The sequence below is a fragment of the Allomesorhizobium camelthorni genome, from assembly GCF_011045125.1.
GTDB lineage: Bacteria > Pseudomonadota > Alphaproteobacteria > Rhizobiales > Rhizobiaceae > Allomesorhizobium > Allomesorhizobium camelthorni.
Genome location: NZ_JAAKZF010000071.1, coordinates 1 through 25797, shown reverse-complemented (window position 1 = coordinate 25797; position 25797 = coordinate 1). Strand labels below are relative to the sequence as shown.

Annotated in this window: 19 protein-coding genes, 1 tRNA gene and 2 pseudogenes; 8 read left to right on the top strand and 14 right to left on the bottom strand. The window is 60.7% G+C overall.

From position 1 onward, the window contains the following. Positions 1 to 66: 66 nt before the first annotated feature. The 7 genes and pseudogenes from G6N73_RS28160 to G6N73_RS37310 all read left to right on the top strand — a co-directional run. Positions 67 to 1284 (top strand): TraB/TrbI/VirB10 family type IV secretion system protein, encoded by a 1218-nt coding sequence (locus G6N73_RS28160; protein WP_165033254.1) that lies wholly within the window; start codon positions 67 to 69, stop codon positions 1282 to 1284. Between the two features lie 38 nt (positions 1285 to 1322). Then, the gene (locus G6N73_RS28155; RefSeq protein WP_165033253.1) at positions 1323 to 1595 is read left to right on the top strand and encodes a DUF2274 domain-containing protein; all 273 of its coding nucleotides are present in this window, start codon (positions 1323 to 1325) and stop codon (positions 1593 to 1595) included. 386 nt (positions 1596 to 1981) lie between these two features. After that, positions 1982 to 4357 (top strand): ABC-three component system protein, encoded by a 2376-nt coding sequence (locus G6N73_RS28150; RefSeq protein ID WP_165033252.1) that lies wholly within the window; start codon positions 1982 to 1984, stop codon positions 4355 to 4357. After that, complete coding sequence (locus tag G6N73_RS38390) at positions 4267 to 4491, top strand: ABC-three component system protein (protein ID WP_343044768.1); 225 nt, start codon at positions 4267 to 4269, stop codon at positions 4489 to 4491. Before G6N73_RS28150 ends, G6N73_RS38390 begins: the two co-directional genes overlap by 91 nt. Continuing rightward, positions 4488 to 5183: an ABC-three component system middle component 1 gene (locus G6N73_RS28145; protein WP_165033251.1), complete on the top strand. Its 696-nt coding sequence runs from the start codon at positions 4488 to 4490 to the stop codon at positions 5181 to 5183. Before G6N73_RS38390 ends, G6N73_RS28145 begins: the two co-directional genes overlap by 4 nt. Continuing rightward, positions 5180 to 8317: an AAA family ATPase gene (locus G6N73_RS28140; RefSeq protein WP_165033250.1), complete on the top strand. Its 3138-nt coding sequence runs from the start codon at positions 5180 to 5182 to the stop codon at positions 8315 to 8317. The genes G6N73_RS28145 and G6N73_RS28140 overlap by 4 nt, the downstream gene beginning before the upstream one ends. Before the next feature lie 138 nt (positions 8318 to 8455). Continuing rightward, a pseudogene (locus G6N73_RS37310) lies at positions 8456 to 8677 on the top strand (ZIP family metal transporter); the annotation flags it as partial. A 224-nt stretch (positions 8678 to 8901) separates the two neighbouring features. On the opposite strand, the pseudogene G6N73_RS39000 reads toward G6N73_RS37310, so the two are convergent. From G6N73_RS39000 to G6N73_RS28105, 7 genes and pseudogenes are all read right to left on the bottom strand, one after another. Further along, positions 8902 to 9159, bottom strand: a pseudogene (locus G6N73_RS39000) (hypothetical protein); the annotation flags it as partial. After that, complete coding sequence (locus G6N73_RS28130; RefSeq protein ID WP_165033249.1) at positions 9077 to 12220, bottom strand: type I restriction endonuclease subunit R; 3144 nt, start codon at positions 12218 to 12220, stop codon at positions 9077 to 9079. The gene G6N73_RS28130 and the pseudogene G6N73_RS39000, both read right to left, overlap by 83 nt. After that, on the bottom strand, positions 12217 to 12894 hold the full coding sequence (locus G6N73_RS28125; RefSeq protein ID WP_165033248.1) for an abortive infection family protein: 678 nt from the start codon (positions 12892 to 12894) through the stop codon (positions 12217 to 12219). The genes G6N73_RS28130 and G6N73_RS28125 overlap by 4 nt, the downstream gene beginning before the upstream one ends. A gap of 20 nt (positions 12895 to 12914) precedes the next feature. Further along, positions 12915 to 13466 (bottom strand): hypothetical protein, encoded by a 552-nt coding sequence (locus tag G6N73_RS28120; RefSeq protein WP_165033247.1) that lies wholly within the window; start codon positions 13464 to 13466, stop codon positions 12915 to 12917. Continuing rightward, the gene (locus G6N73_RS28115; RefSeq protein ID WP_165033246.1) at positions 13463 to 14770 is read right to left on the bottom strand and encodes a restriction endonuclease subunit S; all 1308 of its coding nucleotides are present in this window, start codon (positions 14768 to 14770) and stop codon (positions 13463 to 13465) included. The genes G6N73_RS28120 and G6N73_RS28115 overlap by 4 nt, the downstream gene beginning before the upstream one ends. Then, positions 14760 to 16403 carry a type I restriction-modification system subunit M gene (locus G6N73_RS28110; RefSeq protein ID WP_343044766.1) on the bottom strand — a complete coding sequence of 548 codons (1644 nt, stop codon included), beginning with the start codon at positions 16401 to 16403 and terminating at the stop codon, positions 14760 to 14762. The genes G6N73_RS28115 and G6N73_RS28110 overlap by 11 nt, the downstream gene beginning before the upstream one ends. 43 nt (positions 16404 to 16446) lie before the next feature. Then, positions 16447 to 18225 (bottom strand): DUF262 domain-containing protein, encoded by a 1779-nt coding sequence (locus G6N73_RS28105; protein WP_165033245.1) that lies wholly within the window; start codon positions 18223 to 18225, stop codon positions 16447 to 16449. Between the two features lie 1175 nt (positions 18226 to 19400). Between G6N73_RS28105 and G6N73_RS28100 the strand changes: the two genes are divergently transcribed. After that, positions 19401 to 19661, top strand: a complete 261-nt coding sequence (locus G6N73_RS28100; protein ID WP_165033244.1) for a hypothetical protein — start codon at positions 19401 to 19403, stop codon at positions 19659 to 19661. Positions 19662 to 20050: 389 nt separating this feature from the next. On the opposite strand, the gene G6N73_RS28095 is transcribed toward G6N73_RS28100, so the two are convergent. The 7 genes from G6N73_RS28095 to G6N73_RS28065 all read right to left on the bottom strand — a co-directional run. Further along, a complete protein-coding gene (locus G6N73_RS28095) occupies positions 20051 to 20530 on the bottom strand; it encodes a transposase (protein ID WP_165033243.1) in 480 nt (159 codons plus the stop codon). Between the two features lie 242 nt (positions 20531 to 20772). Beyond that, complete coding sequence (locus G6N73_RS28090; RefSeq protein WP_165033255.1) at positions 20773 to 22134, bottom strand: DUF7986 domain-containing protein; 1362 nt, start codon at positions 22132 to 22134, stop codon at positions 20773 to 20775. Between the two features lie 204 nt (positions 22135 to 22338). Then, entirely contained in the window at positions 22339 to 23073 is a 735-nt protein-coding gene (gene queE / locus G6N73_RS28085; protein ID WP_165033242.1) for a 7-carboxy-7-deazaguanine synthase QueE, read from the bottom strand. After that, positions 23070 to 23426 carry a 6-carboxytetrahydropterin synthase QueD gene (gene queD, locus G6N73_RS28080; RefSeq protein WP_165033241.1) on the bottom strand — a complete coding sequence of 119 codons (357 nt, stop codon included), beginning with the start codon at positions 23424 to 23426 and terminating at the stop codon, positions 23070 to 23072. The genes queE and queD overlap by 4 nt, the downstream gene beginning before the upstream one ends. After that, complete coding sequence (gene queC / locus G6N73_RS28075) at positions 23426 to 24124, bottom strand: 7-cyano-7-deazaguanine synthase QueC (RefSeq protein ID WP_165033240.1); 699 nt, start codon at positions 24122 to 24124, stop codon at positions 23426 to 23428. The genes queD and queC overlap by 1 nt, the downstream gene beginning before the upstream one ends. 513 nt (positions 24125 to 24637) lie before the next feature. Further along, positions 24638 to 24714: transfer RNA gene (locus G6N73_RS28070), tRNA-Pro, on the bottom strand. A gap of 114 nt (positions 24715 to 24828) precedes the next feature. Continuing rightward, positions 24829 to 25797: aldehyde dehydrogenase family protein (locus tag G6N73_RS28065; RefSeq protein WP_165033239.1), on the bottom strand; the 969-nt coding region annotated here is incomplete at its 5' end.

Genomic DNA, 25797 nt, shown 5'->3' with positions numbered 1-25797 from the left:
GACCGACGGCAAGCCACGGCGGCGTCCATCACTCTTTGCGCGCTCGGGCCGGTGAGGGGAGGGCTCATGACCGGTACATCCCGATCCGATGTTCCTCCAAAAGTCGATCCCGAGGAGCTGCAGCTGCGGGCGTTGCCGCGCCGCGTCGTGCGGTTCAGACGCGGCGTCATCATCGCCATCGCTGCGCTTGGCTCAGGCGCCATATTCGGCGTCACGATGATTGCGCTGCAGGGGCCGGCTCTGCGCATCAAGGAGCAGGCCGAAGAACTCTACGACACGGAGCGCAAACCGACTGCGGAAGGGCTTGAAGCGCTTCCTGGGGATTACTCTGCGATTAAGCCCGATACGCCGGTGCTCGGACCGCCTCTCCCTGGCGATCTCGGGCGACCGATCCTCGAGCGCCAACGCCAGCTCGGCATCGCACCGGGACAGGACGTTTCCGCCGAGGAACAGCGATTGGCGCAGCAGGCGATTCAGGCGCGCGAATCTGAAGTTTTCTTACGGATCGAGAACAAGGCAAGGCAACCTAACGCCGACAGCAGGAATCAGGAGGTGCGGCCGCCATTGCATGCCTCCATTCCACAGCCGGACGCCGGACTGGCGCCGGCTTCCGTGGCGCCGGCGGAGAGGGACCAGAACAACCAGCAGCGCAAGCTGGATTTCCTGCAGGCGCGCGACACGGGCGGCATCTATAATCCCCACGCCCTGCAGACGCCGGCGTCGCCCCATCAGGTCATGGCCGGCAGCGTGATCGCCGCGAGTCTGATCACTGGGATCAATTCCGACCTGCCGGGTCTCGTCGTCGCCCAGGTCACCGAGAACGTCTACGACACAGTGACCGGCAGTGCCCTGCTGATCCCGCAGGGCTCGCGGCTCATCGGCACCTATGACAGCGTTGTTGCCTTCGGCCAAAGGCGCGCGCTGCTCGTCTGGCAGCGCATCCTGCTGCCCGACGGCTCCTCCATCGAAATCGACAACCTGCCCGCCACCGAAACCGCCGGTTATGCCGGACTAGAGGACAAGGTCGATTTCCACACATGGCGACTGATCAAGGGCATTGCGCTTGCAACTTTGCTCGGCGTCGCCACCGAGTTGAGCCTCGGCGAAGAGGAAAGCGATCTGGTCCGAGCCGTCCGCGAATCCACGCAGCAAAACGTAAGCCGCGCCGGCCAACGCATCACCGAAAAGAACCTCGACGTCCAGCCCACCATCACTGTCCGTCCCGGATGGCCGCTGCGCGTGATCGTCCACAAGGACCTCGTGTTGCGGCCATACAGTGGCTGAGCGTTTGCGCGAACCATAGGCCAGGAGAAGGATCACCGATGGCAAATCTAAAGCTCGGAAAGCTGCCCGACCGCTCGCCCGCGAAGATCACCATCACCGTCAGTGCCGAGCTGAACCGGGAGCTTCATGATTATGCATCGCTGTATCGTCAGATCTATGGCGAATCCGAATCTATCGCGGAGCTCATCCCGTTCATGCTCGAGGCATTCCTTGGAAGCGACCGAGCGTTCGCGAAGGCGAAAAGGGATGGCTTGCCGGCCGCCGATATCTCAAAGGAATCGCGGCGCCAGCCATTTTCGGGTTCCGAGTGAAGAGCTAACGCCACGGGGCGAGGGGACACAGATCTTCCGCTTGGGAACAAGAAGATTGCGCATGGGCTGTCGTAGCCATGCCGAACGTGGAATGACGTGTCTGTTCACGGTTGCTGACTGGCAGCTTCCAGTCTAGTCACCGCGAACACGGACATTGCCGCGAGAGCGCCGTACGGGTCGAACGCATCGCCTCTATTCACTCGTATGAAGACAAGGCAACGCGGATCGACTAAACCAAATTCGCTTTTTTCTTAGCAGCGGAGCTTTCACAGGCAGACAAGCAAACGTACAATCGATGGGTTACGGGGGGCGGACAATTCAAGAAATGCAAAAATGGGCGGTAGCTTCACTGCTCAAACTCTGCCCTTGGCACAGTGGGTTATGCCTTGGCTGAGCCTCTACTCCCGCAAGATGTCATCGACGGCGCGGCGGTTCGCGACCGACCGAACTTGTTCGTGATCGGCAGCTTCGACCGGCGCATCACCTTCTATTCGCAGCAAGTTCGCGCGCTCTCGCTGGTGCACGCACTGAAGGAGCTCGGCTACCTACATTCCAACCCGCGGATCGCGGTCGTCGGTGGTGGCGCGGCCGGTGTTGCCGCCGCAGCGGCAGCCGCGCTGGTATCCGAGTCCCAAGTCGTGCTTTTCGAATTGGCTGGGGAGCTGCTGCCGCTCCAGTCGACGACCGATCGTCGGCGGCTCGATCCTCATATCTATGACTGGCCGGCGCATGACACGACGGATCCCATCGCTGACTTACCGATCCTCGACTGGGAATCCGGAACATGCCGTTCCGTGCGCGACGATGTCTTGCTCGGCTTTGAAGACATTGCGGTCAGGCTCGCGCCCAGGCTGGAGCGGCGATTGCGCCATCAGGTCACGGCGCTTACCGCCGTCGCGGACGGCTATCAGGTCGACTTCACGGACCTGAATGCCCCGCCCCCAGCCCCCGAGGAAGAACTTCGCGGGCAGTTCAACATGGTTTTTCTGGCGGTCGGTTTCGGGCTCGAGCCGCGCGAACCGGTTCCGGCCATACAGAGCGCCAGCTACTGGTCCGATGCCGGGGTTCCGGTCGCCGAGTTCGAAGGTAGACCGACACCCCGCTTCTTCATCAGTGGGGCCGGCGACGGCGGGCTGATCGATTTCGTGGCCGCCGGAGCGCGCAGTTTCGACCACGCGGGCATGATCAGGTTGATATCCAATCATCCCGGAATCGCCGGACTAAAGCCGATCCTCGCGGCGATCGACGTGCGTGCTCGCGCCGAAGATGCCAAGGGTGCGCGGTTCGACTTCATGGCGGCCTATGATGCCGAACTGCTTCAACTGCTAACCGACATCGGGCTCGTCGCCGCCGTCGCGCAGCAGTTGCGTCCTGGCGTGCGGCTAACGTTTCAGACCCGGCACGCCGAACTGTTCGACGTGTCGACCGCGACGCTTAACCGGCTCGCGGCCTATCTTACGATCAAGGCATGCGAAGGGGATACCCAACGCTCCTTTCGTCACCTTCAATGCGGTGCAGTCACGCGCATAAATGCTCCCGACCCGGCTGCTGAAGTCGCCGACTTCTGGCTCGATTGTGCCGGCGAGACTGTCGCCGCAGATGCCGTGATCGTCCGGCGGGGGCCGCGCCGCGATGTCGTTCGGGAACCGTTCGCTGACCATCTGGCGAGCTATGACGCCACGCACAAGGAGTGGCTGGCCCGCCATGGCGAGGCGACGCTCGTACCCAAATTATCCAGTCAGGCCCGGGGCTTGTTCAAGGAAGCGGCGCGCAAGGCGGACATCCCGCTCGCGCCGAGAATACAGCGTCTCGCCGCCCATCAGCTGCCGATTCCGGTGCAGTTGCTGCGCGAGGGCGATCGTGTCCGATGGTCCGGCGAGGTTTCGGCAGAACAGCTTGTCAGGTCATGGAGCGAGCACCAGCCATTCGAGATCATCCTTCCGGATGGACCAGGGGCGCTCGGGGCTGTCGCCGGCGCCGTGCTGCGCGTTGCCTGCCATAGTGGCAATTGCCGGCTTCATGCCGCTCCAGGCCTTTGGACCCAGCATGTCCGAGCACTCAGTCTCGAGTCGCCCCATGCCGAAGGTATGGATATGCCGGCGATCCAAGGCGGCAATCCGGGCGGCGCTGCGCAGGACCCAGTGGAGCTCGCGCCTGCTATCCTTGCCCGACGGATCCACCGATCCCTCGATACATGGTTGCTCGAACAGCTGAACGATCATCTCCAGCCGTTTTTTGCCAGCAGCGCCGATCCCGGTCGTCGGATCAACCTCACTGTGGCAAATGATGTGCGCGCCGCAATGGCCGCGACATGGGCCGACTGGCATGCGTCGTTCACGGACGACTCCGCGCTTCTCAATCATTTTCTCCGGCTGATGATCTGCGCCGTCGATGACGACGACAGCCTTGAAGCTGCGCAGGTCTTGGTGGGTCCGACCAAATGGAGCGCCATTGTTCGCGGAACGGCGGTCGCGCTCGCGATCGCCTCTGCCTGGCAGACAACCTCGCCAAAGAGTGCCGGGCCGGGCAACCTCGTCCGGTTGCGGGACGGCGACAGCGCCTGGGCTGGACATGGCTGCGCGGCCGATATGATCAACGGCAGCGACATGTCGTTGTGTGCCGCCTCCTATATGTGGCAGACTCAGTTCGTCATTCTTGTCGCAAGGGTGCGATCGAGGTCAGCCGGATCGCCGAGCGGCCCTTCGCGCAGATTGATACCGATCAGCCGGCGCTCAGCGACACCGACGGTTCGGGCCCGGTGATCATGTCGATCAGCCGCGACTTTGCCGACGCGGTCGCGGCTGGCGTGGCCGACCTGCGCGCGTTGTTGGTCGCCGTCGAGGCGCGGCATTTCGAGGCGTTGGACAAGGCGATCGTGAAAGGTGGCGCGGCATGACGGATAAGTCGACCCTGTCACCAGGAATGGCGGACTTCACGGATCGGCTTCGCAAGGCGGCTCAGGCGCTCGATCTCAAGGTCGAGGATCGCGCGGAGCTGGCGAGTTCGACCTTCAATGGAGGGTCCGCCAGATCGACCTCGCTCAGCCCGACCGATCTGCCGGCGGAAAGCCATGCGATCCGGATCGACCGATTCAATATCGTGCTGAGCGTCCTTCCCGACGTTCCGACAATGGAGGCGGTGCTCGAAACGCTGAGGCGGTGCCGCAATCAATGTGTCGTCGCGCGTTCGTTTCTGGGCAGCAATGAGACCCTCGACCTGCAGCTGATGCTATTGGGACCGCGCTCGAGTGAACGGCAGGAAGCGTGGCGAGCGCTGGCGTTGATGGTTGAGCGGGATGACCGGGTTGCCCGCAAGCTTGCCTGGCTGCGGCCAGAGGATGCGCAGCGGGACGAGGAGAGCTTCGCTGATTTCCTCAAGCGAACCTTCCTGGCCCGCCCATGGGTGCATGCGGAAGGCCAGTTCGAAGACGCAGCGCTCGACGAACTGAGCGGAACGGGCGCCACAGCGCCGGGATTGCCGCGGACGATCGCCGACGAATGGGAGCGCATCGCGCTCGATGAGAAGAAGTCGCCCGACGACATCGTCGCGGCGCTCATCAAAGCCTGGGAGCGGAGGGGACAGGCATGAGCAATATATTCCTGTCCCGCATTGCGATCCATGATTTCCGCACCTTCGGCGACTTCGAGATCGAGCTGCCGGCGGCGCCGGGCCTTGTGCTACTGACCGGAACAAATGGTCTGGGCAAAAGCAGTTTCTTCGACGCGATCGAATGGGGACTGACCAAAAAGATCCGGCGCTTCGAGCCCTATTTGCGAAAGGGACGCAAGAACCTCGTCGAGAAAGATTATCTCACCCGGCGCGGCGCCGAGCCCGGATCACATCGCGTATCGCTGACCTTCTCGGGGAGCGATCCCATCGAGCGCAGCGCTGCTGGTGGGACCGCGATGGCAGATATTATCGCGCAGCTCGCGCGACCTGACCGCCGCGCAATCAACGATCTGGGGACCTATCTCGCTCTCACCCATTTCCTTGGTCAGGCAGCACAGCAGAGATTTACGAGCCGCGACCCACAGGATCAGTGGCAGGCACTCAAGGGACCCAGCGGCATCGACCGGCTCGAGCGAATCCGTGCAGGCCTGCGCGGGCGGCCTACCGTCACCGCATTCACCCGGCGCATCGAGAAGGAGCAAGGGGCGGTCGCCATGCTCGACCGTCGGATCGCGGACTGGCAGGGATGGATGACCCGCCTGGAGCGGCTACGCTCGGCCGCACGCGCGACCGGTATCCTGTCCGCGGACGAGGTTGCCGGCCGGATCGACCGGCTCGAAGCCGATCTGCAGCAGCTTGTAGCGGGTCAGCCCCTCGCTGTTACCGGTGAGGGTGTCGGCCAGCGTCTCGCGGCGCTGGGCGACCGGATCGGCGACGCGCTGATTACTTCAGGCGAACGCAAATCGGCACTGGAGGCGTTGTCGACGCTTCCGGCGCAATTTGCGGTAAGCCAGGCTGAAGCTAGGCTCGACCATCCCAGCTTGGTGAGACTTCGCAGCGAGGTCGGCGATGCGCAGGCGCGCCTCGATCGCGCGGTACCGCACGTCGGCGCGGCGAACGACCCCGTCTCAGCTCAGAACACCGCGATCGCCACGATCGATCAGAACATAGCGATGCTCGAGGCAGCCAGCACCGATCTGGCGCGCCGCGCGCAATTGGCCGAACTGCTCGCGGCCGATGCGAAGGATCGTGCGGCGTTGGGCGACACGATCGCCGCGCATCGTACGACGATCGAAAACGCCGACGCGACGATCAATCAGCATGGCGAGGCGGTTGCCGAAGTTGCGCGGTTGAGGAGCCTCGCCGCCTCAGCCAGAGCGCTCAACGACTCGATGGCGGATTGTCTCGATCTGGAGGCCGAAGCCGGCGCCGCCGGCGCTGCACTTGCTCAGGGCCGAGGGGCAGCGGAGCGTGCGACCTCCGCGCTCATCCCGCTCGAGCGGCAGTTTGCAGATCTCGACATCCGGATTGCTGCAGCCGAGCGCGAACGCGCGGAGGCCGATCGGCATGCGTCGGCGATCAGCGCCGCCTTGTCACAGCTCGCCAGCCATCTGCATGAGGACGACACCGATTGCCCGGTCTGCCAGACTCATTTCGAACCGGGCATGCTCAAGGCGCTGGCCGAGGCAGCGGCGTCCGGTAGCGACAGCCGTCTCGCCCAGGCCGATGAAGCCCTCGAGACATTGCGCACGTTGCGCCTTCCATTGAGTGCCGAGATCAATCGCCTTCGAGCAGACGTAGGAGCAGTCGAGGGGCTCGAGAAGGCGGCGGCAGTGGCTGCGGACGCAGTGACGGACGCTCGCGCCGCGATTGCGCAAACACTTGGAGTGACCCCCGTCAGCGATCTCGCGTCGTTAGCCGCTGCCCGCGTGCGCGACGCGGACGCCGCGCTGGCGACGGCCGAGGCGGCGCTCGAACCGCTCGCGGCGAGTGCGGCTGCAGCGACCGAGCAGCGATCATTGGCGGCGGCCAATCTCGACGATCTGATCGCGCGGGACAGCCAGCTTGGAACCCGGCTGTCGCAATTTCAGGCTGAGGATGCGGCGTGCGCCGACCGAATCGCGGCCCGCAATGTGTCGAATGCGACGATCGCCGACCTCGAGGCCAGGTTAACGTCGGAACGCCGGCAGGCCGAATCCGCACGCGCACGGCTCGCAACGCTCACCGAAGCCGCCAGCGCCGCGGTTGCGGCCGTGCAGCGTGAACAGATCGCGCTCGATGCTGCCCGGCGTGACCTCGCGGCCGCCGAGGTGACGCGCGCGGGCGCGGAACAGTCTGCGCGACGAATGCAGGAGCGCTGGACCCAGTCTGGCCTCAGCGACATCCTCCCTAGCCAGGCCGAATATGAACGCGGCCTCGCCGTCATAGACGCCGTGCTGGCAGGATTGCGATCGCTGGCCGATCGTCAGCTGGTGCTTGCCCGCTACAATGAAGATGCCCTGCTCCAGAGCGAAATCGATGAGATCATCGCGTCGATGCGTGCAAACGGCGAGGAGGATGGCGTCAACGATCCCGCAAAATATCTTGCCGCGCTCAAAGCCAGGCTCGAGGCCGCGCGCGCGGCGGTCAAGCTGACGACCAATTCGCGCAGTGCGGTAAAACGCTACTCGGAGGACCTGCAGGCACAGGCCGACGACTTTTCCGCGCGGGTGCTCGATCCACTCAACTCGGTGATCGACGATTTTAACGAGGCGATGCTGAGCACACCGGGCGAGAGCATCCAGTTCAAAGCAGATACGCGGGTCGATGCGACCACCTTCGGCATGGCGCTCCGCTACCGCGAGAAAGTGGAGAACGCCATCGAGACCAAGAAGGACCTGCCGCCGCAAGTCGTGCTGAGCGAGGGCCAGCTTGCCGCGAACGGCTTCAGCATTCTGTGCGCCGCCAGCACCGCTTATCCCTGGTCGCGCTGGCGGGCGCTACTGCTCGACGATCCGCTCCAGCACAACGACATCATCCACACCGCGGCCTTTGTCGACGTGATGCGCAACATGGTCGAACTCAATGGCTATCAGCTGATCATGTCGAGCCATGACCGAGGCGAGAGCGATTTCATCGCGCGCAAGTTCGACGCAGCGGGCCTGCCCTGCTCCACCGTCCTGCTGACGTCACCATCGGACAAGGGCGTCGTCTGGGTCCCACCCGAGCAGAACCAGGCCGCGGCGCGGATACTGCAAAGGGATGCGAGTCTACCGAGCGCCAACAGCGCCTGAACACTGGCCAGGACGACAATGACGATCCCGGGCGATGGAGGGGCATAGTTTCGAAACGACTGAAAGCCCATATCCTGCCGCTCTCGGTGTCCGGCAGTTTCGATTGGCCCCAAGCGCAAGGGGCATGACCGTCGCCATGTCGCACTCGCAGCAGCTGCGAGTTTCCTCCTGCTGATCGCGGTCGGCCGCCGCGACGGAGTGTGCCCACCGAACTTTGCGCTCGCCACCTTAGTCGCGCTCGGCATCGGCTTGCACAATCTTGGCGAGGGACTGCCCATCGGCGCTGCGTTCGCGGCGGGCGCGGCCGGATTGGGCACGTTCCTGGTGATGGGCTTCATGCTGCACAACATCACTGAAGGTAAGCCTGTCCACCCACTCCAGGTCTGCGAGGCGGACCGCCACATGAGCCTCGGCCGCCAGCCGCTCCTCGTCGGGCCGCCAGACATGCCACATGGTGCACGTTCTCGACGCCGTCGAATGCCTCCATGGCCCGGACCATGCCCGGCAGGTCGAAGTCGCTCGGGGCGCTCTCCATCAGGATGCTGATAGTTTTCAGGGATCTCCAGGTCGCCGTGAACGAAGATGTAGACGGCGATGGCCGCGGTGATCAGCGGGTCCACCCATGTCAAGTTGAACAGCAGGATCAGGACGCCGCCGACGATCACGCCTAGGTATTGGAACTCGTCCGACGACAACCGATTGAGCAGCCTGAAGCGCCAGCAGGGCTGCTCCCGGGATTTATCCCGGCAAACGACCCAACTACCCCCAATCCGCGGCGATTGTTTCGGCCTGCCGGACGACAAGATCGACAGCCGCCTTTTGCAGGTCCGGTGGGTAGCCATAACGGGCAAGCAGCTTTCGAACTTCTATCCGCATCTTGGCTCGGACTCCTTCCTTGCGGGTCCAATCTATCGTCGCGGACGCGCGAATCGTTTGCACCAGAAGCTGTGCCAATGTCCGCAGCGTCTCGTGCGCCATCAACTCCTTTGCCGACCCGTTCTCCGCCAGTGCCTCGTAGAATGCTATCTCTTCTTCGGAGAGACCCATTTCGCGGGCGCGCGCGGCGTTGTCTCGGATCTCATTGGCAAGGTCGATGAGTTCCTCGATGACCTGCACGCTATCGACGGCTCGGTTATGGTACCTCCGGAGGGTCTCGTCGAGGCGCTCGCTTAATTTCGTCGATTGGACAATGTTAGTTCGGGCGTGCGATCTGATCTCATCAGCGAGCAATCGCCGAAGGGTCTCGATCGCCAGGTTTTCGTGCTTGCTGCCTCGCACCTCGGCTAGGAATTCCTCGGAGAAAATCGAAAGATCGGGCTGCTCAAGGCCAGCAGACTGGAAGACGTCGAGTATCCCATTAGCCATCACCGCGCGCGAAAGGAGTTGGCGGATGTCGCGTTCCACCGTGGCGCGGCTGCGTCCCCCGCCAGAGGTGTATTTCACCAGGTTCGCCCGCAGGGCCGCAATCAACGCGATCTCATCGCGCTTCGCCGTGACCCGCTCGTCACCGGCGCTGATCGCGTAAGCGACCTCAAGCTTCAGGGCGACATCGATGAAGGCATCGCGCTGCTGGGTCGACAGTAGGTGCTCCAGGCATTGCTTGAGAAGCGTAAGGCGCTGAGCGGGACTTGCGCCAAAGAAGGAACGCCACGGTGCGCCTTCCAAGAGCGCCAAGGCGCTTTCAAGGTTTGTAAGCGTCTGCCGAGCAGCCTCATCGGTGTCCATCCGCACCTGGTCGCGATCGCCCTGAGTGTATTTCGAAAGCGCCGCCTTCAGCTCGGCTCCGATACCGAGATAATCGACGACTAGGCCTCCCGGCTTGTCGCCCCATACCCGGTTGACGCGGGCGATCGCCTGCATCAAGCCATGGCCCTGCATCGGCTTATCTATGTAGAGGGTATGAAGGGACGGAGCATCGAAGCCCGTCAACCACATATCCCGAACAATGACGAGGTCGAAGCCGGAAGTCGGATCCTTAAACCTGCCAGCTAGGGTCTCCAAACGGGATTTCGTCCGAAGGTGCGGCTGCAGCGGCGCCGGATCGTCAGAGCGGTTCCCCGTGATGACCACCTTCAACATCCCAATGGGATCGTCGCGCGGGTCTGCGGACACCCAATCCGGACGTAGCTTGGCGATCTCGTCATAGAGCATCACGGCCACTTTTCGGCTGACCGCGACGATCATTCCTTTGCCGCCGGCCATTGCCTCCCGGCGTTTCTCGAAATGCTCCACAACGTCGGCCGCAATCTCTTCGACGCGATCCGGAGCGCCGACGATCTCCTCAAAGCGGGTGAGCTTGCCTTTGATCCGCTCAACCGCGGCGTCCTCCCCCTCTGCTAGCTCCTCCGCTAGCGTGTCGAGTTGGGCCCGGTCCGCCTCAGACAGGGCCAGATGCAACCTGGCCAGCCGCGCGGTGTAGTGGATTGGAACGGTCGCCTTGTCCCTCACGGCCTGTGTCATGTCGTAGGTGTCGATGACCTCGCCGAAGGTTCCGTAGGTGTCGCGATCCCTCTCCTCGATAGGTGTCCCGGTAAACCCGACGGCCGTGGCATTCGGCAGGGCCTGATGGAGATAGTCCGCGAACCCCACGACTTCCCTGATCTCGCCGTCGCGCTCCACGAATGTCTTCTTGAACCCATATTGCGTTCGATGGGCCTCGTCGGCGATCACGACGACATTGCTGCGATCCGTGAGCAGCGGGTGTGTGCCATCCACACCACGGAACCGCTGTATCGTCGTGAAAACGAGACCACCGATATCAACCGACAGCAGCCTTTTCATTTCCTCCGCTGTTTCGCCTTTGCGAGGCGTTCCTCGGAGCGCGGCACTATGGTCGGCAAACGTGCCAAAGAGCTGGTCATCAAGGTCGTTGCGATCCGTCACCACGACGATCGTTGGATTTTTCAGCGCCTTGGCCAACTGGAGTTGACGCACGAAGAACAGCATCGTCAGGGACTTGCCAGACCCTTGTGTGTGCCAGACGACACCACCCTTCCGCGAACCGTTCTGCGACGCGGCCACGGTAGATGCCAATGCCTTCCGGACGGCATGGAATTGATGATATCCGGCGAGCTTCTTCGACCGAACGGTCCCCTCCTTCACCTCGAACGCCACGAAGTCGACGATGAAATCGAGGAAGCGCTCCGGCGCAAAGACTCCACGGATGAGCACCTCGAGTTCTGACCGACCGCTGTCATCCAGATCGGTTCCATCGATGGTTCTCCAGGGCGCGAACCGATCCGGTTCCGCCGTGAGGGACCCGATCCGGGCTTTCATGCCGTCGCTTACGACGAGAACCTGGTTCGCACGGAATAGGTCCGGGCATTTCTCGGCGTAATTCCTCAACTGGGTATGTGCCCGCTCTAGCGTAGCATTGATGCTGGCCGGGTTCTTGAACTCAAGGATTGCAACCGGGATCCCGTTCACGAAAGCGGTCAGGTCCGTGCGAACGACGCCGCGGTCCCCTTTCACGATGAATTGGTTCGCAACGAGCAGACGGTTGGCCGAGGCGTTATCGCGATCAAGCATTCGCAGCCCGACAGTTCGCGTCTCCCCGCGGTCGTTGATTTCGACTGGAACGCCGGTGACGAGAAACGGATGGAAAAGCCTGTTGTTTTCGATCAGGTCCTGGCTGGGCACGGCCAAGATCTTCCGCATGGCCGCGTCGACCATGGCTGCCGTCGCCTCTGGATTGAGGCTTGCCAGCGCGCTACGCAGTTCCGGCTCCAGGATTGCCTGCCGATAATCCGCACGGGCGCCCATGGGACCGTCAGGCGCGAGATAGTCGCCAGGGACCGATTTCCAACCAATCAGTTCGAACCAGGATAGAGCGGCGAGTTCGACCGCCTCCTCGGCAAGCTCAAGACGTCGCGTTTCCGTCGGCAGGGCGTAACTCTCGGTCATGCCGCGATCTCGGCGTTCTGAGCGCCTGCGTTTGCTCCCTCTGCCTCCCAATCGATGCGCGCGGCATCGTACGCCGTTTCGTCCAAATGAAAGAGAACGTAGCTCGGTGGGAAGCTTGCGCCGGCGATTTCGACCATGTCGTACTCGGCGTCGAGATGCTCGTTGAACGCAGAATTTGTATCGTAGGTCGCGGCATTGTCGTCTTGTGACGCCGGGACCACCCGACTCCAGGCGACATCAAACAGGAAAGCCACAAGACTGTCGCAAAGGCCGCCAAGCATTAATGCATGCTGACGCTGCAGCGTTCCCCAATCGAGCGATCCGCCATGGCGCATGTTGGGTACGTTGCTCAGCTTCGCCAGCGCGACAGCGACGTCATCGATTCCCTTGGTAAGCGCCTTGATGTGTTCGTTGATATCCGCCGCATTGGGATGATCTGCTAGGGAGAAATCCATCGCATCGATCAGCCCGCGCATTCGGTCCGGAAAGCCGTCTTTCTTGCGAAACTCGATACCCAGGCGTGGCCCTATCGTCGAATGCGCGGCCTCGAAAAGCGTCCTCACGCTCTGCAGGCAGAAGGCCGGCTGACTCTCAATGCTGCGCTCCAGAGCCTCTATGTGAATCCTTAGGGGCTCCGCCCGATCGGGATGGATCTCAAGCAGGGTGCGGAGCATCTGGAGCGAGTAAGACATCGTCAGGTTTCCTTCCTGACGCGCTCAAAGTCGTCGAGCCGGACCCTGTCAAGGGCGCTGAAGATTGCGTTCATGATCAGACGGAACTGAGCGAAGTCGACCCACACCTCTGGCGCGACATTGGCATTGGCAACATCGTCATACCTAAACGCCGTCGAATGCGGATCGACGGTATCGAACTCCACAATGCGATCCCTGAGCCAGTCCAACTGCGACTGCTGATAACAACTTGTCAGGCGGTCGTGGAGGTGGTTTGCGAGGTCACGGAGGCCATGGTTTCGCTTCGGTAGGGCCTCATAGAGCGCCTTGAGATTCAGTTCGAGAGCGTGCCGGAAGCAGAACAGGATCGGATCGACGCTCTCCCAGGACTCGTTGCAGCTTCCAGCCTCGTCCAGCAAGCGGAAGGCGGCCGTTTTGTAGGATTGCGCCATGTCGTATGTCGTCCGGCCCGTCTGGCCGTTCCAGTTGACCAGCATTGCGCCGTATTTGGTCTCAGGTTCGTCCGGCAAATCCGAAAATATGGACCAAGCAAGGTCGACGCCTCGTTCGCTCATGCTGCCACCGCCTCCTCAGCATCCTTGATCCGAAGTTCGCCGGAGATGAGCTTTGGAAGAAGTGTATCGCGGAGAGTACGGAGTGTGGTGGCCTCTTCAATGAGCCCAAGTATCCGCTGATACAGTGGCTGAACCGACGCCTCAAACGCGAGCATTAATGCTTGCCCACCATCAATAACATGGGCGGCACCTAGCGTTGTGGTGGTGATGGTGTCAAACACAGAGCCATGCGCCCCCTGCACCAGTTCATCCACTAGGTGGGCGAAGGCACAGGTCAGCCAGAAGGGCGTCTCGTTGAGCGAGCTGAGCGCGTAACACGTCTGATTCATGGCCATTTCGCGCCCGAACAGACAATGTCTTCCTGTCGTTGCACCTCTGGCGACGACGACAGTCGAAAGCGCAGGCACGATCCGGGTAGCGCTTTCGACTAGGCCCCTTTGTGTAATGGATCGTTCAGTCCCGATCAGAAGCCGATCAGGACACTGGCTTACGTCCTTTGCGCTGGCCCATGACACAGCGCCGTTCCAATATGCCGGCTCATCAGTCTTGGGAGTGCCTCCCGAGATCAGACGCGCATGTTGAAGGAGCGGCCGTTTCACCCACCCTTCAGGCAAGCCATCCGCTCCGAAGCCTTCGGGAAACAGCGGACTCATCTCGGCCGAAAGCCCGGTAACGCGCCCTTCGGCCTTAGCGCGGACCGGACCGAAATCCACGAACCAGTTCTTAAACAGCGTTAGCGCCATGTCCTCTAGCGTTTCACCTATACGCCGATTCAACTGAATTTTATCATCGAGCGATCCAAGCAGCTCACCGATAGCCTTTTGGTCGGCAGCCGCGGGCAATTTGAAGCTAAACGCCCGGATCTGACCTGCACTGATGTGGGGTACGGCTGTGCCCGTCTGGACGCCCAGGATGTAATCAGTGAACGATCGAGACGCGATAACGTAGCCTAGGAAGCGCTGATCGACACCTACGCGCGCCCTCAGCCGTGCAACTCGTTGAACGAGCAAGGACGGCAAATCTTGAGGTCGGACGACGGCAAATTTTAAGCCCGCCTCAATCCAGGGGCGATCCATCGCCAGTATGAGGTCACCTTCGAGGAGGCGATAGCTATCCAAGTCACTCTGTGCTGCATTCGGCCAGCGTTTCGCATTGTCCCAACGAAGGCTGCCCTGCGCGACGTTGTCACCCCTAAGCAGTTTCACATCATCACTATCCTCAGAGAACGAGGAACTCTTGAACGGAAACCCGGTGAGAACATCGGTCACATCACCAAGCGTGGTCAGTGCCCACTCACCAGCCATAACCCACCCCCGCTAAGGCTTTGCGGATGCGCTCGTCCAGCGCCGTACCTTCAGCCATCTGCATGTGCAGAGCCTCGGTTAGACGGATCATTCTGGCTTCGAATGGTTCGCCATCTGCGTCTACTTCCATCGTGCCGACGTACCGTCCCGGTGTCAGCACGTACCCATGATCAGCAATCTCTTTTACCGTGGCGGTCCTGGCGAAGCCGGGTACGTCTGCATAGCGTCCGTCAACCTCGCGCCATGCATGATAGGTGTCGGCGACCTTGGCGATGTCTTGGTCGGTGAGTTCCTTCAACGTGCGCGAGACCATCATTCCCAGCCCGCGCGCGTCGATGAAAAGGATCTCCCCCGTGCGGTCGCGCAGCTTCTTGTCGCGTGAGATGCCGTTGGATTTGTCGCGTGTGAGAAACCAGAGGCAGACTGGGATCTGCGTCGTAGAGAAGAGCTGCCCCGGGAGCGCCACGATGCAATCAACGAGCCCGGGAAGGAGCGTCTTCGTCCCATTCGGTTCCGCGATCTCAACTCCCTCGATCAAGGACCGGCGGATGTCGCCTTCGCCGGATTGCTGGCTCGAGAGCGAACCGTTGGCCAGCACCACGCCTGCATATCCATCTGGAGCAAGGTGGTGGATGATGTGCTGAAGCCAGGCAAAGTTGGCGTTTCCTGCGGGCGGGACACCATACTTCCAGCGTCCGTCACCCTTCAGTTTTTCACCGCCCCAGTCACTGTCGTTGAACGGCGGATTGGCAAGGATGTATTTCGCCATCAGGCCCTTGTGCAGGTCCTCGTGAAAGGTGTCCGCCCATTTGGGACCAAGGTTCGCTTCGATGCTCCGGATGGCCAGGTTCATCTTAGCGAGGCGCCACGTCGTGGCGTTGGACTCCTGACCGTAGACGGAGATTTCGTTGAGGCCGCCGCCATGCTCTTCCACGAAGCGCTCGGATTGCACGAACATGCCGCCGGAACCACAGCAAGGGTCATACACACGGCCTTTGAAAGGCTCCAGCATCTCGACCAACAGCTTCACCACGCTACCTGCGGTGTAGTACTGCCCCCCGCGCTTGCCTTCCATCTTGGCGAATTCGCCCAGGAAGTACTCGTAGACACGACCGAGGACATCCTGTCCTTGGTGGGAATCCTCGAATTTGATGTCCGAGAACAGCTTCAGGACTTCACCGAGCTTGGTCTGGTCCAATTCCTGGCGCGCGTAATTCTTGGTGAGGACACCACGCAGACTGGCATTCTCGGTTTCGATATCGATCATTGCCTGATCGATCAGCTCGCCAATCGTCGGCTTCGTGCTCGTGGCGTTGGCTTTGAGGAAATCCCACCGCGCGCGATCCGGCACGAAAAAAACGTTGTCTGCGAGACAGAGATCACGAAAGACCTCGGGGTCGTTCAGGAATCCTTTCTCTTCAGGGTCGGCTTCCGCCTTCCGTCGGCGGGCCTCGAACCGGTCCGAGATGTATTTCAGGAAAATCAGTCCAAGGGCAACGTGCTTATATTCGGCGGCGTCCATGTTGCCGCGCAGCTTATCGGCGGCGGCCCAAAGCGTCGTCTCGATAGGCGCAGCAACCTTCTCCGGCTTGGGTGCTGCGTTCTTCGTTCCTGGTTTGCGTCCTCGTGGCACTGCTATTCCTGACTGCAAGGTATGATTGGGACTGGGTGAATTGTCATTGCGCGGCGGCAGCCGACATCGAGGTGGCTGCTTGACTACCGAGCAACTCGGTCAGTTTGATCCGGAGCCGATCCCGTCGCGCGGCGCAGAAGGATTCAAATCCTTCCAGATCAGCGGGCACATCCCCAAGTTCATGCTTGGTGCAGTAGTGCTGCTGCGCCATCGAATCTGGCAGATGAACGGCGAGCCACGCCGCCGGTAGGGAGGCGCGCTTCTCATTGTTGATGGCGCCTTCGAGCAGTTGGAGGTTCGGCAGTGTATCCGCGTGCCGGGCCATGACCTCAGCCTGCGCTTCGCTGAATCCTTGCCGCTGTAGCCTGGTCGCGGTGAACCTGGAGATAGGAAAGACGTGGTCAACGTGAAATTGATTGCGCAGATCGACGAACGGAAACAGAAGCGAAAGGAGCGGAAAGGTCCGCTTGTCGCCGTACTCGATGTGGAGGAGGTCCTCGATCTCGGCCGGCTCGAATGTCAGCGATTTGCCACGCTGGCTCATCACCTGCCGCAGTTGCTCGACCGGGAAAACTGTTCCGCCGCTTGACTGGATCGCCTCGCGCAGTGCCGTAAGCAGGGTATCGAGACCACTCCCCCAGATGCCGGAAGCCTTGACGATTGATCGCACCAGCCAGCCCCTGATCGCACTGCGATCCTCGGCGAACTGGCTGTGGGTCACGTAGTTGGCAGGCGCGCCTCGCTTGTAGAGATAATACGCAATGGGCAGCAGGGCGCTATCCGCCTTCAGGGTCTGTCCGTTCAGGCCGAAACTGGCGGCAAGTTCTACCGTCCGTACCAGCGCGGATCGGATGGCGAGCCAATTCGATTCCAGCGCAAGCATGTTGGCGGTCGTGAAATTCTCGACTTTGAACCCGACGGACGCGATATCCGCCAGCATGAGGCCGGCCTTCAGAACGAAATCCTGGCTTAGCGCGAATCCTGTCCCAATGCGGTTCAGTTCATCTACCAGCTTGTGAATCTCGGCGCGGGCGTCGACTTGCTTCCACTGAGCGACAGCTATGCTGAGCAGGAGGTCTGAATAGGATAGGATCGTTCCGCCCGAATTCAGGCGGATGAAGATGTTGAGGACTCGTTCGAGGTCCTGGGTCTCCTCCTCGTAGTAGTTGATCAGGTTGTGGGAGTTCACCACGCGGTGGAGGCGATCCACAATTTCGTATGCCCGTTCCAATGGATCGCCATCGAGTCCGCGCTTTCGCAACGCAGATAACATCGCCGGCCCATCTTTCATGCCGAGGATTTCCGGCACGGGAAACCAATGGGATCCTTCATCCCGCGCCACCTGCCCTTCGTCCATAAACTTGAACCGATACCGCGCGCCGTCCTCGTCAGGCGAAGGTGGAGATAGTAGATCGAGCCGGAGGGTTCGGTTGGGAAATGCGTCCGGATTCGTCCACCATTTGTTCGGCTGTTTGATAGCCATCGACCCACGAAGGCCGATGTTCAGGGCCGTCAGGCGTTGCTGCCCGTCCAAAACTGCGGTGACGCTCTGATGATGCAGCTTGGGCAGCTCGGGACAATGGGCGGCGTCACGCTGGTGGTAATTTAGGACAAAGTCATAGAACTTAAACTTCGCGCTCGTCGCCGCTTCAACTTTCCAGAAAAGAAATGTTCCGAAGGGGTAACCCTGCATCAGGCTGTCGAAAAGCCGCTCAATCTGCTCTGGCTTCCAGACGAATCCACGCTGAATAGCAGGCAAGACGTAGCTTTTTGTTTGGATGCGGCTGAGCGCTTCCGCTATTGTTCCGCCTGGTTTGTACAACCGCTTGCCCCCAATTTTTTGCCGTTACCCTAACGGGCCGAATCCCTCCAGCCAACATGAAACTGGAAGGTTGTGCGAAGCAGGAGAGGGTTTCCCGTCGGCTTGCAAGCCTTTCTGGCTCTGACTGGCGCAAAGGCGCGTTCGTCCAAGCAGTTGGCCTGCGCCAAACCCAGATTGGGGCGAATCCCACTGAGATAATGCCGCGTTCCCTCGCCGGAGGCACTGAGGTGCAGTTCCAGGTTTCCCAAAGTCGGCCACGGCTTCGGACTTGGTACTAGAACACCAGCGCGGAGGGCTGGCTGGGCGCGTGGGATCGATAGCTTCTGGCTCGGGTCGACGACGACGAGTATCTGCATCAGCGCAACTCCGAGGAGCGAATCGATCGGCTCCGCAAAATCTCTGGCGGCCGCTTGGCCGTGCTCCAGCCACCAGTGCGGTACTGGAGGCTCTGCGCTTTGTCATCGCGAAGCGGTGACGCAAAGCCGTCGACCCAGCACGTGCGGTAACGCTTGTGCAGCGCGCGCCGCGGGAACCATGGATCGATCCGGAGCAATCGGCGGTCGAGGTGGCGGTAATGTTCCGCGATGATCCCCGCGTCGACACCGATGAACTGGCGAGGCTTACGAAGCGAGCCTGCCCAACTGGTGGGCTAGTCCCTTAGCAGAACTCGATCATCTCGCCGTGCATCTGGAGAAGCGGCCTGAGACGGTGCAGACGGGTGCTGGCCTGCGCACCGCTGTTAGCGGCGCACGGGCCGCCGCGACATCAGTTCTAACTGAGGTTGGGACGGGTCGTGGTTATCGCCGTATGCGTCTTCGCAACATACCGATGCCATGCCCGTCCGTCCGAAGTCTGCACCCGGTGGGAGCCCAGCTCGGAGAAGCGACCAACTCAAGCCTCTATGAGTGTTGGGAAGACACCGGCGGAATTGAGCGATTTGGGAATGAAGCCCTGGACCGAATTCGCCGCGCAGAGGTGCAGGTTCGTGTCTCCGGCACCGCCACCTATGGAGCGCGGGCCATCTCGGTCCAAGATCATTGGCGCGTGGACACGCACTACTTCGCCGAGGCGTCCTCGGACACTACCAGCGTGGCGGCCATGCTCAGGATGAATTTGCAGCGCTGCCAGGCTTCCTGCCAGGGATATGCCTCACCGACGCTCTGTCTGAGCCAGAGGTGGAACTCACGGCGCTGATGCAGACTCCAGCCCTCCGCATTGCGACGCCGCCGCTGGACCCGATCTGCGCGATCGATTTCGTTCTTGCGCAACACAGCGGAACGCTCTGGTCGATCCTGTGGTCGAACGTCGATTACGCCGGTGCTGTCAGACGCGCTCAGGAACGCCTCTGGGAACCTTGGTTCGCTGCCCTCAACGACAGACAACATCGGCGGCATCTGATGCCATTTTATGGCGCGCACCCCGGCCGCAACTCTTAGGCCCCGTCAGGTAGCTTTTATGTCAAACTAGTAGTCCAACCGCTACTTACTGATCGCTCGCCGCAAGGTCCGCTTTCGGGAAACGGCAAATCCCGCCTCAATGACCGACTCGGTGCGCGATGCTGCCACCCCTGTGCGGAAGTAGAGGTCGGCTTGGGGTCTCAAGCCTTCCGTAGGGGATTATTTGGAGAAGCGCTGGAGCCGCACAACGAGGGGGAACGCTAAGAGGGAGGTCGAATTTGCGGCGTAGAACAACCTGAGGTCATTCCTCTTCTTGGTCATTAGGTCCGCCAGACCATATGAGAGAATACGAGGGAAATGGGTTGGCGAACCAGCTGCTAACATATTGAATCTCTGTGTAAAACTCTGACCCTCCGGGCAGGCCGGGCTCAACCAAGCCCGAGCTTCTTCTTGAGTTCGGCGTTTTCCTTGCGAAGCCGGTCGGCGAGGAGCTTCTTCAGGCGGGCATTCTCTTCTTCAAGCTTCACCAGATCCTTGAGCTCGTCGCTCTGGGGTGCCTTCCCGGCAACCTTCTTCCACTGATAATAGGTCTGTTCCGATATTCCTGCGTTCTTGACAGCGGCCTTGATACTCTCCCCTCGAACTGTCTGCTTCTCGATCTGACCAAGTTTTTGCTCCCGCTCGGCTTCAGAGTATATTTTGCGCGCTGCCCGAACCGCAGGGGACACGACCGCTTCAGCTGACGGTGCCGGCTTGCCCGATTTGGCGGAGCTGGTCCGCACAGCGCGTGCCTGCTGCCTTGTTGGCTTCTTGGGCTTCAGCACATTTTTCTTGGTGTCGGATGTCTGTTCTTTCACAGGCACCTCGGTCAGTGCCTGATTGGTTTCAGTTTCCTTGAGCTCAGCCATGAGACACTCCATTTCAATGCTAGACATCTATTCCCCAACGCAACATCAAGGACTTACGGACCTTAGTCAACGGGTGGTAGAAAACCCTTGCTCTGGAATCGGCGTGGGTTGCGGCGCCGAGCGGCATCATACGCCGTCGCAATTCCAGTGGCGGGGTGGGTCCACGTTGGGATGCCGATTCAAAGCCTGACACCCCAACTTGGCTCCAGTACATTATGGGGACATCAGATATACGGTAGCGATTATCGACGAAGATTTTCGATACCGAGTTCGGCCCAGATCCACCGGAAATCATAGGTCGCCATGGGATCGTTTGGGTCAGGTTGGCTTGAAGAACGGTTTTCAAGATATTTGAGCCATTCGGCGGCCTTCTCGCGACCCTTGGCGGTTTTGATGGCCTCGCGCGGAGAAATATTGCCCAGCATTCCGACGGGCTGGTCGAGGGTTTCGCGATACTGCTTGTCCAAAAACTCATGAACGACTTTTGTGGCGATCTCGGGTGGCAGCTCCGGACCAGCCGTATCCTTGTCACGGACGGGCCTTTCGGCCATCATTTGCTCGACGGTACGGATTTCGGTGAGCGGCCTTCCAACCAGATCGTTCAGCGCCCCCTGCATCAGCGCCGTTCCTTTTTCGGCTCGGGCGGCGGAATTGGTCGACAGATGCAAGGTGCGACCTTTCAATTCAACATTTCCAAGAACCCGCGTGCCGTCTTCCATGGTAGTGTCCCATGCGAGGTTCCCAGATTTGCCGGCCTTGAGCCTTCCCTTCGGGATGTCGCCAAGCCAGTTCCAGAATCTCGCGTTCTCCTGTCGCAGAGCCGGGACTGTCTTCAGCTGGGCGGTGATTTCCTTCTGGGTGACCCCGGATGTCAACGGAAAGCGGACATCGTGGAAGACGATGGCGTCACCGTCGCCATTCTCGAAGGTGGTTTGCTCCATCCGCATCGTCCGGCCCAGGCTGTCAAACAGCCATGCGAGGGTAAATATCGGCGAGGCCTGTTGAAGTTCTTCGTTTGTCGGAACGGGCAGTTTTTTGGACGGACCTTTGCCAAAGATCGCCCGCAAACCATCGAACAGCGCATCGGAAGCTTCCGGCGTGAACGGTAGCAATCCTCCGCCAATTATGTTCTTGCCCGCAACGGGAACGATCCTGGCCGCAACCCTGCCCCATTGCTGCAATGTCTTCGTGGCAGTACCCTCGCTGACCAGGACAGGATCTCCGCCGCGGATGAGATCGCGAGCCATCAGGGATTTGCCCGGCACGATGTCGCTGACTTCGTAGAGGCTCATGACCGACGTCCGGAGCGCCTTCATGTAAGCTTTCGCCTGGGCGCCTTCCTTCCAACCGCGCCGCTTCAGATACTCGTCGACGATATTGCCGCCCTCGACTTCGAAATCCTGAGTGAGGAAATCCTCGAAGGCGCAGCCCCAAAGCGTCATTGCCCAATGATCGCCGAGCATCTCGGCCAGATCATCGAAGTCCATGTTGCTGGCGTCGAGAACCGGCCCGAAATGATCGTCGAGAACATCTTCGAAACAATCGCGCCATTCGTCGCGGGAGAGGAACTTAATCAGACCCTTGAGGTCATGGCTGTTGGGCATGGCCTTTTCCCAGTTTTCGTCTGTGCTCGGCGATAATTCTCGATACCGTCGGCTGGTTGACTCCGTAGAGCCACGCCATTTCAGCCGCTGACTTGCGTCTGGACAAGACGCTCTCGGCGATTTCCAGCCGATTCTTTGGATTGAGCTTTTTGCGGCGGCCGCCGACTCCGGAGAAGCCCTCCATTCATTGGACGGCATCCTCCTTCATACGCCCCTCTTATTGCCCCAGAGCAGCACATGGAGTTGCGGCAGTACGCGCGCCTCGAACCACCTGTCCTTGATCACCTTGTCCACCAGCCATTCCATCCGCTTCATGATCCCGTCGATGTCGATCCAGGCGTCATCAGCATCGGCAGGTGGCGGCGTGTGATTGCCCGGCTGCAAATAGACGGGCAGTTGCGGATAGCGTGCCGCGGCATCTTTGGCATAGGCGTAGTCCCAGTCGTCGAATACGACTAGTTTGAGCACCACCTGCACGCCGTGCGCTGCCTCGAGGCAGGCCTCGAATGCCGCCCAATCAGTCGTCATGTCGCTTGATGGCGGCTTGGGACTGAGCACCAGAACGTCGAGATTGCCAAACCAGTCCCGGACCACCGACCCTTGGGTCTCCAGCGCAAAGCGGTAACCTTCAGCATGCCCGCGTCCGATCAGTTCGCCAAAAGGTTGGATTGCAGGATTGCCGCCGGAGAGCGATACCATTACAGGCTTTCCGCCCGAGAGTTCCCTGACCTTTTGCCAGACCTCGTCTGTGGATCTCGTCAGCCAATTATGGCGGAAGCGGTTGTCCACCGCATGCAGACTGTCGCACCAGGAGCAGCGGTAATCGCACCCGCCCGTTCTCACAAAGACCGTCGGCAAACCGATCAATACGCCTTCGCCCTGAATGGTCGGCCCGAAAATCTCGCTCACGCGGATTCCGGGATGCGACGCGCAGGTCATGGCCGGTATTCCGCCCAAGTCTTCGGCGTTTCGCTCACGCGCACTGCCGTGGTTTCTGGCAGGTGCGTCTTGCACCAGTCGTAGAAATGCTTGGCCAGACATTCCGCAGTAACCCGGTCGTGGCCTAACACGTCATTGAGGTGGCGATGATCGAAAGCGTCGTCGATGTAGCGCTTGAGTGGTGCCAGGTCGTGATAGTCCCGGACGAACCCATATTCATCCAGCTCAGGTCCCGAGAGCTCGACTTCGACTATGTAATTGTGCCCGTGCAAACGTGCGCATTGGTGCTCTGGTGGCAAGGATTTGAGCTGGTGCGAGGCCGAGAAATGAAACTCCTTCGTAATACGAAACATCATGCGCTCCTGCGTCGAATAGCTGGGAGCCAGAAGTCGGAGTCTTCGTAGTCGGTAGGATCCTCGTATCCAGCCAGATGGAATGCCTCCCGGCGCTCAACGCAGGTGCCGCAGCGTCCGCAGTGACGCTCTCCGCCCTTGTAACAGGACCATGTCTGGGCAAATGGCGTGCCGTGCTGCGCCCCATCAGCAACGATATCCGCCTTCGATATGTTCACATAGGGGGCGTAAAGGCGAATGTCGGCATAGCCGTCGAGGGCATGATTCTGCATGGCCTGGAAGGCGTCGATGAAGCCGGGCCTGCAATCGGGATAGATGAAATGGTCTCCGCCATGAACAGCCGTGCCCACCGCCTCGGCTTGCTGCGCGGCGGCGATCCCAAAGGCAATGGCCAGCATGATGGCGTTCCGGTTCGGCACCACCGTGACCTTCATGGTGTTTTCGGCATAGTGCCCATCGGGGACGTCGAGATCGTCGGTAAGCGCCGAGCCGGAAAGGTTGCGGCCGATTTCGCGGATGTCGATGACCTGATGGGCCACGCCCAGCCGTTCCGCACAGGCGGCGGCGAAGGATAGCTCCTTCCTATGTCTTTGGCCGTAGTCAAAGGATATCAGGCCGGCCAGTTCGTGTTCCGCCGCTATCCTGTGGGCAAGCGAAACGGAATCCAATCCGCCGGAGCAGATGACGAGATTCTTCATGACTTCGATTCCTTGTTTTGACCGGGTAGGCTGCGACCGGAGATTTCTCTGTGCTCCCACTACTTTAAGGGGTTGGCTTTGTGAATGGGTTTATTCAATTTTTAGGCGCAGGGGGCTTCGTCGCTGACTCCCTTAGCCCGAATGCAGTATTCCGCTGTGCGTCCGTGATTGTGCTCACAGCTCCCAGGCGCAGAGCACCCGTGCCCTACCTGCCGAACCGGAGCGGCAGTTTTGAGTTACCAAAGGTGCGACCCTCCTACGCCACCTTTTGGACAGGAAACCTGCTAGGCAATGCCTCCGGCGGGCTTCTTGCGTCTGGCGCTGCGCAATCTCCCAAGAGTTCCGTTACAACCTAACCTAGCAACTCCGAAAAGTGTTCAGAAACTAGAGATGGCCATCATCCGAACCGAGGCACGCATTCGCCACCGGCGCTTGTCCCTTGGGACTGGACGTTTCTGTGGGGATTTCTGTGGGGTAGGAGATTTAGGGAGGGTGCCAAGCCATTGATTTTACTGGTCGGAGTGGCAGGATTTGAACCTGCGACCCCGTCGTCCCGAACGACGTGCGCTACCAGACTGCGCTACACTCCGTGACCAGACGCGGGCTTATAGCCGCCGAAAAAAATTACCGCAAGCGCTTACGCGGGGCTTGCGCGGCCAATGCGACATTTTCAACCATCCGCATGGCTCCAGGCAGAGGAAACCTCAGTACGGGCTCCCGACGTCGCCCATCTCGACGTAGACGGATTTCACCTGCGAATAATGGCCGAGCGCGGCAAGCGCGTTTTCGCGGCCGACGCCTGACTGCTTGTAACCGCCGAAGGGGATTTCCACCGGCGCGAGATTGTAGTTGTTGATCCAGCAGGTTCCGGCCTGAAGCTCGGCGATGACGCGGTGGGCGCGCGGCAGGTCGCGTGTAAACACGCCGGCCGAGAGGCCGAATTCGGTGTCGTTGGCGCGGACCACCACTTCGTCCTCGCCGTCGAAGGAAAGCACGCTCATCACCGGCCCGAAAATCTCCTCGCGCGCGATCCGCATCTCGTCGCGGACATTGGTGAAGATCGTCGGCTCGATGAAGAACCCGCCTTCAAAACCCTGAAGCGACGGCACGCCGCCGCCGCAATGCAGCGCCGCACCCTCGGCCTTGCCGATACTGATATAGCTGGTGACCTTGTCATGTTGGGACTTGTTGATGAGCGGTCCCATCTGGGTTTCGGGGTCGAGCGGATCGCCGATGCGGATCTTTTTGGTGCGTTCGGTCAGCCGATCGAGGAAGCGGTCGTGGATACCCTTCTGCACAAAGACGCGAGTGCCGTTGGAGCAGACCTGGCCGGTTGAATAGAAGTTCGCCAGCATTGCGCCGCCGACTGTGTTTTCCAAATCGGCGTCGTCGAAGATGATCAGCGGTGACTTGCCGCCAAGTTCCATCGTAGCGTGCTTCATCAGCGACCCGGCAAGCGCCAGCACCTTCCTGCCGGTGGGAACCGAGCCGGTGAGCGAAACCTTGGCGACGACCTCGTGCGAGGCCAGCGCGCCGCCGACATCCCCATAGCCTTGCACGACGTTGAATAGCCCGTCTGGCAAGCCTGCTTCGCTGTAGATCTCGGCGAGCGCCAGGGCCGACAGAGGCGTGTTCTCCGACGGCTTGAACACCATCGCATTGCCCATGGCTAG

What these genes read in the sequence shown, in the direction of transcription:
- G6N73_RS28145 (WP_165033251.1), top strand. Translation starts at nt 4,488, where the DNA reads ATGACGGATAAGTCGACCCTGTCACCAGGAATGGCGGACTTCACGGAT.
- G6N73_RS28155 (WP_165033253.1), top strand. Translation starts at nt 1,323, where the DNA reads ATGGCAAATCTAAAGCTCGGAAAGCTGCCCGACCGCTCGCCCGCGAAG.
- G6N73_RS28140 (WP_165033250.1), top strand. Translation starts at nt 5,180, where the DNA reads ATGAGCAATATATTCCTGTCCCGCATTGCGATCCATGATTTCCGCACC.
- queE (WP_165033242.1), bottom strand. Translation starts at nt 23,073, where the DNA reads ATGACCTGCGCGTCGCATCCCGGAATCCGCGTGAGCGAGATTTTCGGG.
- queC (WP_165033240.1), bottom strand. Translation starts at nt 24,124, where the DNA reads ATGAAGAATCTCGTCATCTGCTCCGGCGGATTGGATTCCGTTTCGCTT.
- G6N73_RS28120 (WP_165033247.1), bottom strand. Translation starts at nt 13,466, where the DNA reads ATGAGCGAACGAGGCGTCGACCTTGCTTGGTCCATATTTTCGGATTTG.
- G6N73_RS28160 (WP_165033254.1), top strand. Translation starts at nt 67, where the DNA reads ATGACCGGTACATCCCGATCCGATGTTCCTCCAAAAGTCGATCCCGAG.
- G6N73_RS28095 (WP_165033243.1), bottom strand. Translation starts at nt 20,530, where the DNA reads ATGGCTGAGCTCAAGGAAACTGAAACCAATCAGGCACTGACCGAGGTG.
- G6N73_RS28125 (WP_165033248.1), bottom strand. Translation starts at nt 12,894, where the DNA reads ATGCTCCGCACCCTGCTTGAGATCCATCCCGATCGGGCGGAGCCCCTA.
- G6N73_RS28090 (WP_165033255.1), bottom strand. Translation starts at nt 22,134, where the DNA reads ATGCCCAACAGCCATGACCTCAAGGGTCTGATTAAGTTCCTCTCCCGC.
- G6N73_RS28115 (WP_165033246.1), bottom strand. Translation starts at nt 14,770, where the DNA reads ATGGCTGGTGAGTGGGCACTGACCACGCTTGGTGATGTGACCGATGTT.
- queD (WP_165033241.1), bottom strand. Translation starts at nt 23,426, where the DNA reads ATGTTTCGTATTACGAAGGAGTTTCATTTCTCGGCCTCGCACCAGCTC.
- G6N73_RS28130 (WP_165033249.1), bottom strand. Translation starts at nt 12,220, where the DNA reads ATGACCGAGAGTTACGCCCTGCCGACGGAAACGCGACGTCTTGAGCTT.